The following is an 11,905-nucleotide window of genomic DNA, read 5'->3' on the forward strand; positions in this document are numbered from 1 at the left end:
CAAACGTGAAATCGGTATTCGTGCCGTCGGCACGCCCTGATCTTGTCCCGGACCGGGCCGATCACGCACTCGTACGAGTACCTGGCACCGGCCGTCTCAATCGGCTCCGGCACCACACCAGTACGACTATTCGCCTCCTCCCCGCCGCCGGTCACCGGGCGTCCTACGCTCGTCCCAGATGCGACGTGGGAGCCAGATGACCGACAGCGAGCCGCAGGAACCGGGAAAGGCGGGGCGGGATTTCCGCGACGCCGCCGCCCGGCATTCCGCCCGCCCGGCACGCTCTCTCGTGCTGTGCGGCGCACGGCTCGCGGACGGCCGCACCGTGGACGTACGACTCGTCGGCGAACGCATCGAGGCCGTCGGCACGGCCGGCAGCCTCGGGACCGGGCAGGACAGCGCCACGCGTATCGACCTGTCGGGCTATTTGCTGCTCCCCGCGCCCGCCGAGCCCCACGCGCACTACGACACCGCACTGACAGCCGAACCCCCCGGCCGCCCCGATCTCGGTCGGGGCGGCGACAGTCGGCACGGAGACAGCCGACACGGCGACACCGCCGACCCCGCGGCGGAGGACGTACAGCGGCGCACGACCGAAGCGGCGCTCCTGCAGCTCAGTCAGGGCGCCACCGCGCTGCGCACCCATGTGCACGTCGGTGACGTCGCCGGGCTGCGCTCCCTGTCGGCGGTGCTCCAGGCGCGCAGGGCGCTGCGCGGTCTGGTGGACCTGAGCGCCGTCGCCGTACCCCGGCTGCTGACCGGTGCCGCGGGCGCGGAGGGGCTGTCGATACTGCGGGACGCGGTGAAGATGGGCGCGGCGGCGGTCGGCGGCTGCCCCGACCTGGACCCTGATCCGGGTGGCTATGTGGAGGCCGTGCTGGAGGTCGCCGCCGAACACGGTTGCCCGGTCGACCTGCACACCGACGGCAGCGACCCGGCGCGCCTCGCCCGGCTCGCCGCTGCGGTGGGCGGGCTGCGGCCCGGCGTCACGATCGGCCCGTGCGGCGGCCTCGCCCGGCTGCCGCACCAGGTCGCGCAGCGCGCGGCGGGCCAACTGGCTGCCGCGGGGGTGACGGTGGTGTGTCTGCCGCAGGGCAACTGTGGCGTTCTGGAGCGCCCCACCCCCACCGTGCCCTCCCGGACGGCACCCGTACGGGTGCTCACGGCGGCCGGGGTTGCGGTCGCCGCGGGCAGCGGAGCCCTGCGGGACGCCGCCAACCAGGTCGGCCGGGGCGACCCGCTGGAGGCCGCGTATCTGCTCGCCTCCCACGGGGAGGCCCGCCCGTACAGCGCCTATGAGGCGATCAGCATGCGCGCACGAGCCGCGATGGGATTGCCCGAAGTACGCGTCGAAGCCGGCTTTCCCGCCGAGTTGCTCGCTGTCCGTGGAAACGAGCTGGCGGGGGCGCTCTCACTCGCCTACAGCCGGATCGTCGTCCACCGGGGGCGCGTGGTGGCGCGCACCAGTGCCGTACGCGAGTACTGCGACCTGGTCGGAGTACGCGAGTTGGGACTGCCACGCCAGTCCCAGGGGTGACTCGCCGGGCAGGCGGTGCCTGTGCGGTGCGGGTGGCCTCTCGTCCTGGCGGGCCAGGGTGCGCCGGTGACTGTCGTGGTGGGCGTACGGTCGAGGCATGCGCACAGTTATCGCTGGTGGACACGGTCAGATCGCGCTGCGGCTGGAGCGGCTGCTCGCCGGGCGCGGGGACAGGGCGGCGGGCATCGTGCGCCGCCCTGAGCAGGCGAGCGACCTCTTGGCGGCGGGCGCCGAACCCGTCGTGTGCGACCTGGAGACGGCGAGTGTCGAGGAGGTCGCGCGGCATCTGGAGGGCGCCGACGCGGCCGTCTTCGCGGCCGGCGCCGGGCCGGGCAGCGGCAGCGCACGCAAGGAGACGGTGGACCACAAGGCAGCCGTCCTGTTCGCGGACGCTGCGGAGGCGGCGGGCGTACGGCGCTATCTGATGGTCTCCGCCATGCACGCCGACGCCTCCTTGCAGGGGACGCCCGAGGGCATGGATCCGATCTTCGCGGACTATCTGCGCGCCAAGGGAGCCGCCGACGACAACTTGCGGGCCCGGGACGGCCTCGACTGGACGGTGCTGCGCCCCGGCCGGCTGACCGACGACCCTGGCACCGGCCGCGTCCACCTGGCCCCCGAAACCGGCCGCGCCGAGGTGACGAGGGACGACGTGGCAGCGGTCCTGGTGGCCCTGCTGGACGAGCCGCGTACCTCCGGACTGACGCTGGAGCTGGTGGGCGGCCGGATGCCGATCCCCGAGGCGATCGACGAGGTAGCCGGAGTGACCGGCAACTGACCCTCCCGCAGGGGCCGCCAGCCACCCTTCCGGAGGCGCCGACAGCGCCTCCGGAAGAGCCCGGACGGCCACTGAGCCGACAGCGAAAAAGCGGCCCCCTCGCACTGCTGCGAGGGGGCCGCTCTCTGCTGTGGCGGCGCTAGGATTCGAACCTAGGAAGGCTGAGCCGGCAGATTTACAGTCTGCTCCCTTTGGCCGCTCGGGCACACCGCCTGGGATTGCTGCTCGGCACCCCGCTCGGGGCAGTGCGCCGTGGCAACGGTGTAAACCATACCCGATGGCCGGGGGTGGTTCGCCACCCGATTGATCAGTCGCGTACGACCCGCCGTGCGGATCCACCGGACGGCCCCCGGGCGGTTCCTGGTCGCCTCCGTAATACTCCGCCGCGACGCCCCTCGCCGTCGGAGTCGGGTGGCCGTCGCGGGTGGCTAGGCTTTGCGCACGGCCCTCGGGCCGTTTTCTGCCGGATCTATGTACGAGGAGCCAACTCACCATGGCCGACTCCAGTTTCGACATCGTCTCGAAGGTCGAGCGGCAGGAGGTCGACAACGCGCTGAACCAGGCCGCGAAGGAGATCTCCCAGCGCTACGACTTCAAGGGTGTGGACGCTTCCATCGCGTGGTCGGGCGAGCGGATCGAGATGCGGGCGAACTCGGAGGAGCGGGTGAAGGCCGTGCTCGACATCTTCCAGTCCAAGCTGATCAAGCGCGGCATCTCGCTGAAGGCGCTGGACGCCGGGGAGCCGCAGGCATCCGGCAAGGAGTACCGCATCTCCGCGTCGCTCCAGGAAGGCATCTCCCAGGACAACGCGAAGAAGGTCGCGAAGGTGATCCGGGAAGAGGGGCCCAAGGGCGTCAAGGCTCAGGTGCAGGGTGACGAGCTGCGGGTGACCTCCAAGAGTCGGGACAGCCTGCAAGAGGTCATCAGTCTGCTGAAGGGCAAGGACTTCGACTTCGCTTTGCAGTACGTGAACTTCCGCTGAGGTTCGCGCACCGCGGTCGAGGTGCGCGAACCGTCACCGACCCGCTCGGCTCCGCCCCGGAGCTCGCTGCCTTGGAGCGCACCGTCCTGGAGCGCGGCCGAGCGGAGGTGAGTTCTTACCGCCGGGAGTGGGTGAGTGCTTACCGGCGAGCGTGAGTGAGCACTCACCACCATTCATGGGTAAGCACTCACCAGCGTCCATGGGTGAGCACTCACCAGCGGTATCCCGGGTAGGCCGCCGGGGCGCTGGTGGAGACGATCTCGCGGCCGAGCGGCATCAGCGAGACCGGGACCATTTTGAAGTGGGCGAGTCCGAAGGGGATGCCGATGATGGTCACGCAGAGCGCCGCACCCAGGGTGATGTGGCCGAGCGTGAGCCAGATTCCCGCGAGGACGAGCCAGACGATGTTGCCGGCGCCGGATGCCGCACCCGCGTCCCTGCGCTGCACCACCGTCCTGCCGAACGGCCACAGGGCGTATGCGGCGATGCGGAAGCACGCCAGGCCCCAGGGGATCGTGATGATGAGCACGCAGCAGATGAGCCCGGCGAAGACGTAGCCGAGGGCCATCCAAAGCCCGGAGAAAATCAGCCAGATGAGGTTGAGGAGGGTCTTCACCCTCGCCAGCCTGCCATCTTCTCCAGCCTGGCGACACGCTCCGCCATCGGCGGGTGGGTGGAGAAAAGTTTCGTCATTCCGCCCTCGCCCTTGCGGAACGGGTTGGCGATCATCAGGTGGCTCGCAGTCTCGAGCCGTGGCTCAGGCGGCAGCGGCAGTTGCGCCGTACCCGCCTCCAGCTTGCGCAGCGCCGAGGCGAGCGCGAGAGGGTCGCCGGTGAGCTGCGCCCCGGAAGCATCCGCCTCGTACTCACGGGAGCGGGAGACGGCGAGCTGGATGAGGGCGGCGGCGAGCGGGCCCAGCAGCATGATCAGCAGCATGCCGACCAGGCCCGGTCCCTCGTCGTCGTCGGAGCGCCCTATGGGGATCAGCCAGGCGAAGTTGACGAGGAAGAGCACCACAGAGGCGAGGGCGCCCGCGATGGAGGAGATCAGGATGTCCCGGTTGTAGACATGGCTCAGCTCGTGGCCGAGGACGCCGCGCAGCTCACGCTCGTCCAGGATGCGCAGGATGCCGTCCGTGCAGCACACGGCCGCGTTGCGCGGGTTGCGGCCGGTCGCGAAGGCGTTGGGGGCCTGGGTGGGCGAGATGTAGAGGCGTGGCATGGGCTGCCGTGCGGCCGTGGACAGCTCGCGGACCATGCGGTACAACAGCGGGGCCTCGAACTCGCTGACCGGTCGGGCACGCATGGCGCGTAGCGCGATCTTGTCGCTGTTCCAGTACGCGTAGGCGTTGGTGCCCAGCGCGATCAGCAGCGCGAGGACCAGGCCCGTGGTGCCGAAGAAACTCCCGATGACGATGATGAGAGCGGACAGCCCTCCCAGGAGCAGAGCTGTCCTCAGCCCGTTGTGCCGGCGGTGCACGGTTCGCCCTCCAGATGGTGCTGCGGAGCCCTGACCCAGGCAGACCTTCCGCCCTCAGCAGCCCCGTCCAGTGGACCCTCCCTTTTCGTCAACGGAGAGTGGGCGTCCTCAGTTCCCCCGGCACATTCCGGTCATATTCCGGTCAGAACAGCGCTGTGCCGGCGAACCGGAGAACCAGCTGCGGTGCGCCGGATGCGGCCAGGGCGAGCACGCCGGTCAGTGCGACGGTCGCGGTCAGCGGGGCGGAGAGCCGCGGACGGGCCGGGGCGACAGCCTCCTGGCCGGTGGCGGGGCGGAAGAGCAGCGCCGTCCAGGTGAGATAGTAGACGAGCGCGATCACGACGTTGAGGGCCATGACGACGGCGAGCCAGCCCAGCCCCGCGTCCACGGCCGCCTGGAAAACGGTGACCTTCGCGAACAGGCCGACGATCCCGGGCGGCAGTCCTGCCAGGCACAGCAGGAAGAACGCCAGTGCAGCAGCGGCCAGCGGATGCGTCCGGACCAGGCCCCGGTAGTCGTCGAGACGGCCGTCCGCTCCGGGCTGCTGGCGAGCGGCGACGACGGCGAAGGCGCCGAGGTTCACCACGGCGTACATCAGCGCGTAGGCGAGCGTCGCACCGACTGCCTGGTCGGGCTCCTCCGTGTACCCGGCGGCGGCGATCGGGACGAGCAGATAGCCCGCCTGTCCGACCGACGACCACGCGAGCAGACGGACGGCACTGTGCGCGCGGTCGGGGCGCTGGCGCAGCGCACCGAGGTTGCCGACACTCATGGTCAGTGCGGCGAGCACCGCGAGCGCGGGCCCCCAGGCGTCCGCGTACGAAGGGAAGGCCCGCACGGTTACCAGGATCAGCCCTGAGAAGCCCGCCGCCTTGCCGATGACCGACAGATATGCGGCGACCGGCACCGGTGCACCCACGTAGGTGTCCGGAACCCAGAAGTGGAACGGCGCGGCAGCCGTCTTGAAGGCGAAGCCGACAAGGGTGAGCGCCACGCCTGTGGCGGCGAGGGTGCTCAGCCTGCTGTCGACATCGGGCAGAGCCTGGGCGACCGTGCTCAGGTGCATGCTGCCGGTGGCGGCGTAGACGAAGCTGACGCCCAACAGCATCACTGCTGTGGCGGCGACGGACGACAGGAAGAGCTTCAGCGCAGCCTCGGACGAGAGCCGCTCTCCACGCCGCAGACCGACCAGGGCGAACGCCGGGAGGGAGGCGACCTCCAGGGCGACGACGAGCGTTGTGAGGTCACGTGAGGCGGGCAGCAGGGCGGCGCCGGACGCCGAGGAGAGCAGCAGGAACCAGAACTCCCCCGCGGGCAGCCGTTCCTGGCGTACAGCGGTCATCGACAACAGCGCCGTCACAAAGGCGCCGCCCAGTACGAGGAGCTGAACGGTGAGGGTGAACGGGTCGGCGATGTAGCTGCACGCGCGCGTGCCGGAGGTGAGGCAGAAGGTGGCGCGGTCCTCGCCGACGAGAGGTACGAGTGCCAGCCCGGCGAGCGCGAGCGCGGCGGCGGACAGCCGGCCGAGCAGCCCCTTGTGTCGCTCGGCCAGGAACAAGTCGGCCACCAGGACGACCAACGCGGCGACAGCGGCGATCGTGGGCGGCGCAATGGCGGCCCAGTCGATGCTCTGGACGAGGTCGGCGCCCTTGGCGAGGTCGACGCTGTGAGCGGACTGGGCGAGGTGGTACACGCCCTGTGGGGCGGTGAGCACTGTCATCGGGCCACTCCTGGCAGGAGGCTCTGCACGGCCGGGTCCATCAGCCCGAGGAGGGCCCCGGGCCACAGTCCGGCGACGACGGTGAGGACGACCAGGGGCGTCCAGGCAGCGAACTCGTACGGGCGCACGTCCGGCACCGCGGCGAGGCGTTCCGGACGGTCCTCGGCCGGGTCGCCCATGCAGACGCGGCGTACGACGAGCAGCAGGTACGCGGCGGTCAGCAGGGTGCCGAGAGCGCCGAGCGCCAGGAACACCATGAAGGCGGGCCTGCTGAGCCCGGCGGCGGGGTGGTAGGCGCCCAGCAGCGCCAGCAACTCGCCCCAGAACCCGGCCAGTCCGGGCAGCCCCAGGGAGGCGACGGCGCCGAAGGCGAGCAGCCCGCCCAGCCGTGGTGCCCTGCCGTAGAGCGCGCCTCCGGTCGTACCGGCCAGGGTGTCGAGGTCACTGGTGCCCGTGCGGTCCTTCAGTGCGCCGACAAGGAAGAACAACAGGCCGGTGATGAGGCCGTGCGCGAGGTTCGCGTAGAGGGCGCCATTGACGCCTGTTTGGGTGAGCGTGGCGATGCCCAGCAGGACGAAGCCCATATGGCCGACGGAGGAGTATGCGATCAGCCTCTTGAGGTCACCCTTGGCGCCCTTCCGCGCGAGGGCGAGACAGACGAGCGATCCGTAGATGATCCCGGCGACGGCGAACGCCGCCAGGTACGGAGCGAAAGTGTGCGCACCGTCCGGAACGGCGGGCAGCAGGATGCGTACGAACCCATAGGTGCCCATTTTCAGCAGCACGCCTGCCAGCAGCACGGAGCCCACGGTGGGCGCTGCCGTGTGGGCGTCCGGGAGCCAGCTGTGCAGCGGCCACATGGGTGCCTTGACGGCCAGTCCGACACCGATGGCCAGGGCGGCGATCAGCTGGGTGGTGTGGCTGAGGCCCGCACCGTGGGCGTGGGCGAGCCGCACCATGTCGAACGTGCCGGCGTTCAGGCCGAGCACCAGCAGTCCGAGCAGCATCACCACGGAGCCGAGCAATGTGTACAGGATGAACTTCCACGCTGCCGGGCCCCTGCCCTCACCGCCCCACCGGGCGATGAGGAAGTACATCGGGATGAGCACCATCTCGAACGCCAGGAAGAACAGCATCAGGTCGAGCACCGCGAACGTGGCGAGCGTGCCGCACTCCAGCAGGAGCAGCAGGGCGACGAACGCCTTGGGGCTCGGTCCCTGCGGCATTCTGGCGTAGCTGTAGAGCGCGCACAGGAATGTCAGCAGTGCGGTGAGGACGAGCAGCGGCAAGGAGACACCGTCGGTCCCGAAGTGCAGCCGCACACCCAGTGCGGGGATCCAGCTGACGCTTGACTCGGCCTGCATGGTGCCAGGGCGGTCGTGGTCGAATCCGAGGGCCAGCAGGACGGTCAGGGCGAGTACGGCGCCGGTGACGGTCACACCGTGCCGCAGCACCGCCTGGTCCGGGCCGCGGCCGCGCAGCCCGGGCGGTGCGGGCAGCAGCGCGGCGAGCGCTCCGAGCAGCGGCAGGACGACGACGGCGACGAGGAGCGCCTGCATGACGGTGTCGTCGAGCGGGATCACGTCACGCCCCTCCGTTTCCGGTCATGGCCACTACGGCGATGACAGCGAGCATCAGTGAGCCCGTCAGCAGAGCTCCGAGGTAGGTCTGCACGTTGCCCGTCTGGGCGCGCCGGACAGCCGCGCCCAGCAGTCGCGAACCGCGCCCGGCACCTGCCACATAGGCGTCGACGACCTCGCGGTCCAAGAAGCGCACCAGCCGGGCCGCGCCCTGGACGGGACGTACGACAGTGGCGCTGTAGAGCGCGTCCAGGTGGAAACCAGCTGCCGCGTGCCTGTGCAGCGGTCCGAGAAGCAGCACGCCGGGGTCGGCGTCGTGTTCCGGGTGCAGCGCTGCGAGGGCACTGCTGTGCCGCCAGGTCGCGTAGGTGAGAAGGCCGCCCACCAAAGTCACGCCGGTGGCGAGCACCGAGGTGGTCAGCGTGGGGCTGAGGGACGCACCGTCGAGCCAGTCGGGCAGTACGAGAAAAGAGAGTCCGAGCACCAGGGACGGCAGCGCGAGTACCCAGAGGACGACGGTCATGACCGCGGGCGCGGGCTGGTGAGCGTGAGCGTCGCGGTCGGCCGGCTCATGCGCGGGTCGGTGCACCGGACCGGGGTTGGCGAGCTCTGTCTCGGGGGCCTGTTGCGGCACCCGCTCGGGTACGTGTTCGGCGGCCTTCTCGCTCCTGACGGCGAGCGGTGCCACTGCGGAGGCACCGCGGAAAGCCAGCAGCCACAGCCGGGCCGCGTAGGCGGCGGTCAGCAGCGCGGTGACCAGACCCGCGGCAAGGACGATCCATCCGGCGCTCGCGGGGGCGGCGTGCGCTCCCTCGAACGGGGCGTGCGCGTCGCCGAAGGCAGCATGTTCGGCCGCTGCCAGCACGGCTTCCTTGGAGAAGAACCCCGAGAACGGCGGGACGGCGGCCAGCGCCAGCAGGGCGATGGTCATCGTCCAGTAGGCGTCGGGCGCACGCTTGGCGATGTTGCTCGTACGTGCCATCACCGTCAGCGAGTTGGTGCCGGCGGTGTGGATGACAACTCCGGCGCCGAGGAAGAGCAGCGCCTTGAACGCGCCATGGGTGAGCAGGTGGAAAACAGCAGCACCCCGGTCGGCAACAGCCAGCGCCGCGGCCATGTAGGCGAGCTGACTGATGGTCGAGTAGGCGAGTACGCGCTTGATGTCGTCCTGGGCGAGCGCGGCGAGTGCCGCACCGGTCATGGTGAGCGCTGCCAGCACCGCAAGGACAACCAGTGCGACCGTGGAGGCGGTGAAGACGGGCAGCAGCCGGGCCACGAAGTAGATGCCCGCCGCGACCATCGTTGCCGCGTGGATCAGCGCGGAGACCGGCGTAGGGCCCGCCATCGCGTCCGGCAGCCACGAGTGCAGCGGCAGCTGCGCCGACTTGCCCGCGACTCCGGCGAGCAGCAGCAGCGCGATCAGCGTGGGGTGCGTCAGCTCGAAGCCGGAGAGGCTGGAGGTGAGCCGGGTGACGACGGTGCTGATGCGGAAGCTGCCCGTCTCGGAGGCCAGCGCCAGAATGCCGATGAGGAACGGCACATCACCCAGCTTGGTGACGAGGAACGCCTTGAGGGAGGCGGCGCGTGCGGCCGGGGTCTCCCAGTAGTGACCGACCAGGAAGTACGAGCAGATGCCCATGATTTCCCAGCCGACGAGCAGCACGATCAGGTCGTCGCTGTAGACGACGAGAAACATCGCGGCCGTGAAGAGCGAGACCAGCGCAGCGTACGAGGAGTAGCGGGGGTCGTCGCGCAGATAGCCGGTCGAGTAAAGCTGTACGCAGGTGGCGACGACGCCGACGAGGACCGCGACGAGCACCGCGAACCCGTCGAGGTTGAGCGCAAGCTGGATCGGCAGCGCCTCGTTGCCGGTGGGCGCCAGCTCGGTGGCAGCGCGCAGCGGTGTACCGCCGCCCTGGCGGACCGCGACGGCGATGGCGAGGGCCGCAGCGGCAAGCGTGGGCAGCACCGCGAACGGGCGTACGAAGCCCGGGGCGCGACGGCCGAGGAGTAGCCCGGCGAGGGCGCCGAGCGCCGGCAGGACGGGGACGAGCGCTGCGAGGGTCGTGGTGCTCACGCGTGCCGCCTCCCTGCGGCCGGACCCTGAACCTGCTGGTCAGAGCCGCTCTCGGCGTCGTTGTCAGTGGCGGGTGCCACACTCTTCTCATCGCGTGAACCGCCGCTGGAGTCGCCCCCTGGTGGGCCGCCGCTCTCGCGGAGGTCCCTGAGTCTGTCGATGTCGGAGCTGCCGCGGTTGCGGTAGACGAGCAGGACGATCGCCAGACCGATGCCGATCTCGGCCGCGGCGATCGCGATGGTGAAGAGGGTGAGCGCCTGGCCCGCATGCAGGGTGTCGCGGAGCCAGACGTCGAAGGCGACGAGGTTGAGGTTGACGGCGTTGAGCATCAGCTCGACGGCCATCAGGACGAGGATGGCGTTCCTGCGCGCGAGGACGCCGTAGAGGCCGACGCAGAAGAGGAGGACGGCGAGGACGGCGGGATAGGCCAGATGCATCAGCGCTCACCGGCCTTGTTCTGTCCGGGGAGCGCGTCACCGGCGCTGTCCTGCCTGGTGCGGGAATCGCCGGCGTCGTTCCGCCTGGAGAGGACGATGGCGCCGATGAGCGCGGCGAGGAGGAGGACGGACAGTGCCTCGAAGGGCAGCACCCAGTGCCGGAAGAGGGCCGTGCCGGTCACCTCGGAGGAGCCCACGCCAGGACCGGTGGGCTGCTGAAGGTTGATCCAGGTGGAGCGGAAGGCGTCGACGACGACGGTGACGAGGGTCGCCGCCGCCGCGAGGGAGACGGTGAGCGCAATCCAGCGGTTGCCGGAATCGGCGTCGGGTGAGCGCCCGATAGGGGCCTTGGTGAGCATGAGGCCGAAGAGGATGAGGACGACGACGGAGCCGACGTAGATCAGCACCTGCACCCAGGCGATGAACTCCGCGGTCAGCAGGAGGTATTCGACGGCAATCCCGCCGAGCGCGACCACCAGCCACAGCGCGGCGTGCACGAGCTGCCTGGTGGCCACGGTCACCAGGGCGGCGCCGAGGGTGACGATCCCGACGAGGACGAAGACGATCTCGACCCCGGAGGGTGAGAGGAAGCCGGGGTGACCGGCGGCGAGGGGCTGCGTGAGAAGGGTGCTCACTCGGCACCGCCCTGCGCGTCCTGGCCGGGGCGCTGCGTGGGCTTCCGGTCGGGGGCCTCGGCGGTCTCCTGCGCCGGCTGCTCCCGGTGGGCGGCGAGCATGTCGGTCGCGGCGGCCTGGGCTGCCTTGTCGGCGGCCTTGCGGGCTGCCGCCAGCTCCTTGGCCTCCTCGGCGGCCTCGTCCAACGGTGGCGGTTCCGGCACGGTCCACATCCACTCGCGGAGCTTGTCCCGCTCGTGGGTCAGCTCACGGATATCGGTCTCCGCGTACTCGAACTCGGGCGACCAGAACAGCGCGTCGAAAGGACACACCTCGATGCAGATACCGCAGTACATGCACAGGGCGAAGTCGATCGCGAACCGGTCCAGGACGTTGCGGCTGCGCTCGCGTCCGCCCGGCGCGGCGGGAGGCACCGTCTCCTTGTGGGAGTCGATGTAGATGCACCAGTCCGGGCACTCGCGGGCACAGAGCATGCAGACCGTGCAGTTCTCCTCGAACAGACCGATGACGCCCCGGCTGCGGGGCGGCAGTTCGGGCTGTACGTCCGGGTAGTGCTCGGTGACGGAGCGCCGGGTCATCGTGCGAAGGGTGACGGCCAGACCCTTGGCCAGCCCGGAGCCGAACACTCCGCGTTTCGAGCCGGGCCGCTCGGCCGGCGTGCCCGCGGAGTGGGCGCCCTC

11 protein-coding genes and 1 tRNA gene are annotated in these 11,905 nt (G+C 70.4%); 3 read left to right on the forward strand and 9 right to left on the reverse strand.

Annotated elements, in window-relative coordinates; genetic code table 11:
- Positions 1–196 precede the first annotated feature (196 nt).
- Both ACTWP9_RS02625 and ACTWP9_RS02630 read left to right on the forward strand, forming a co-directional pair.
- A complete protein-coding gene (locus ACTWP9_RS02625; RefSeq protein WP_443244384.1) occupies positions 197–1,537 on the forward strand; it encodes an amidohydrolase family protein in 1,341 nt (446 codons plus the stop codon).
- Between the two features lie 97 nt (positions 1,538–1,634).
- Complete coding sequence (locus ACTWP9_RS02630) at positions 1,635–2,315, forward strand: SDR family oxidoreductase (RefSeq protein ID WP_443244267.1); 681 nt, start codon at positions 1,635–1,637, stop codon at positions 2,313–2,315.
- Positions 2,316–2,446: 131 nt separating this feature from the next.
- Here the strand turns inward: ACTWP9_RS02630 and ACTWP9_RS02635 are convergent.
- Positions 2,447–2,528: transfer RNA gene (locus ACTWP9_RS02635), tRNA-Tyr, on the reverse strand.
- A gap of 280 nt (positions 2,529–2,808) precedes the next feature.
- Between ACTWP9_RS02635 and ACTWP9_RS02640 the strand changes: the two genes are divergently transcribed.
- Positions 2,809–3,297 (forward strand): YajQ family cyclic di-GMP-binding protein, encoded by a 489-nt coding sequence (locus ACTWP9_RS02640; protein WP_443244268.1) that lies wholly within the window; start codon positions 2,809–2,811, stop codon positions 3,295–3,297.
- Between the two features lie 211 nt (positions 3,298–3,508).
- Here the strand turns inward: ACTWP9_RS02640 and ACTWP9_RS02645 are convergent, their stop codons facing one another.
- The 8 genes from ACTWP9_RS02645 to ACTWP9_RS02680 all read right to left on the reverse strand — a co-directional run bounded on the left by ACTWP9_RS02645 (position 3,509) and on the right by ACTWP9_RS02680 (position 11,803).
- Positions 3,509–3,913, reverse strand: coding sequence for a YccF domain-containing protein (locus ACTWP9_RS02645; RefSeq protein WP_443244269.1), 405 nt, complete (start codon positions 3,911–3,913; stop codon positions 3,509–3,511).
- Positions 3,910–4,776, reverse strand: coding sequence for a zinc metalloprotease HtpX (htpX, locus tag ACTWP9_RS02650; RefSeq protein WP_443244270.1), 867 nt, complete (start codon positions 4,774–4,776; stop codon positions 3,910–3,912). The genes ACTWP9_RS02645 and htpX overlap by 4 nt, the downstream gene beginning before the upstream one ends.
- 142 nt (positions 4,777–4,918) lie before the next feature.
- Complete coding sequence (locus ACTWP9_RS02655; RefSeq protein WP_443244271.1) at positions 4,919–6,496, reverse strand: NADH-quinone oxidoreductase subunit N; 1,578 nt, start codon at positions 6,494–6,496, stop codon at positions 4,919–4,921.
- A complete protein-coding gene (locus ACTWP9_RS02660; protein WP_443244385.1) occupies positions 6,493–8,055 on the reverse strand; it encodes a complex I subunit 4 family protein in 1,563 nt (520 codons plus the stop codon). Before ACTWP9_RS02660 ends, ACTWP9_RS02655 begins: the two co-directional genes overlap by 4 nt.
- Positions 8,056–8,080: 25 nt before the next feature.
- The gene (locus ACTWP9_RS02665) at positions 8,081–10,153 is read right to left on the reverse strand and encodes an NADH-quinone oxidoreductase subunit 5 family protein (protein WP_443244272.1); all 2,073 of its coding nucleotides are present in this window, start codon (positions 10,151–10,153) and stop codon (positions 8,081–8,083) included.
- Positions 10,150–10,590, reverse strand: a complete 441-nt coding sequence (gene nuoK, locus ACTWP9_RS02670; protein ID WP_443244273.1) for an NADH-quinone oxidoreductase subunit NuoK — start codon at positions 10,588–10,590, stop codon at positions 10,150–10,152. The genes ACTWP9_RS02665 and nuoK overlap by 4 nt, the downstream gene beginning before the upstream one ends.
- On the reverse strand, positions 10,590–11,225 hold the full coding sequence (locus ACTWP9_RS02675; RefSeq protein WP_443244274.1) for an NADH-quinone oxidoreductase subunit J family protein: 636 nt from the start codon (positions 11,223–11,225) through the stop codon (positions 10,590–10,592). Before ACTWP9_RS02675 ends, nuoK begins: the two co-directional genes overlap by 1 nt.
- Positions 11,222–11,803: a 4Fe-4S binding protein gene (locus ACTWP9_RS02680; protein ID WP_443244386.1), complete on the reverse strand. Its 582-nt coding sequence runs from the start codon at positions 11,801–11,803 to the stop codon at positions 11,222–11,224. Before ACTWP9_RS02680 ends, ACTWP9_RS02675 begins: the two co-directional genes overlap by 4 nt.
- Positions 11,804–11,905: the final 102 nt, after the last annotated feature.

The sequence above is a fragment of the Streptomyces sp. 3N207 genome (assembly GCF_052246355.1).
Lineage (GTDB): Bacteria > Actinomycetota > Actinomycetes > Streptomycetales > Streptomycetaceae > Streptomyces.

Excerpts from the sequence above, each read along its gene's own strand:
- ACTWP9_RS02625 (WP_443244384.1), top strand. The coding sequence starts at position 197 with ATGACCGACAGCGAGCCGCAGGAACCGGGAAAGGCGGGGCGGGATTTC.
- ACTWP9_RS02630 (WP_443244267.1), top strand. The coding sequence starts at position 1,635 with ATGCGCACAGTTATCGCTGGTGGACACGGTCAGATCGCGCTGCGGCTG.
- ACTWP9_RS02640 (WP_443244268.1), top strand. The coding sequence starts at position 2,809 with ATGGCCGACTCCAGTTTCGACATCGTCTCGAAGGTCGAGCGGCAGGAG.
- ACTWP9_RS02655 (WP_443244271.1), bottom strand. The coding sequence starts at position 6,496 with ATGACAGTGCTCACCGCCCCACAGGGCGTGTACCACCTCGCCCAGTCC.
- ACTWP9_RS02660 (WP_443244385.1), bottom strand. The coding sequence starts at position 8,055 with ATGCAGGCGCTCCTCGTCGCCGTCGTCGTCCTGCCGCTGCTCGGAGCG.
- nuoK (WP_443244273.1), bottom strand. The coding sequence starts at position 10,590 with ATGCATCTGGCCTATCCCGCCGTCCTCGCCGTCCTCCTCTTCTGCGTC.
- ACTWP9_RS02680 (WP_443244386.1), bottom strand. The coding sequence starts at position 11,803 with ATGACCCGGCGCTCCGTCACCGAGCACTACCCGGACGTACAGCCCGAA.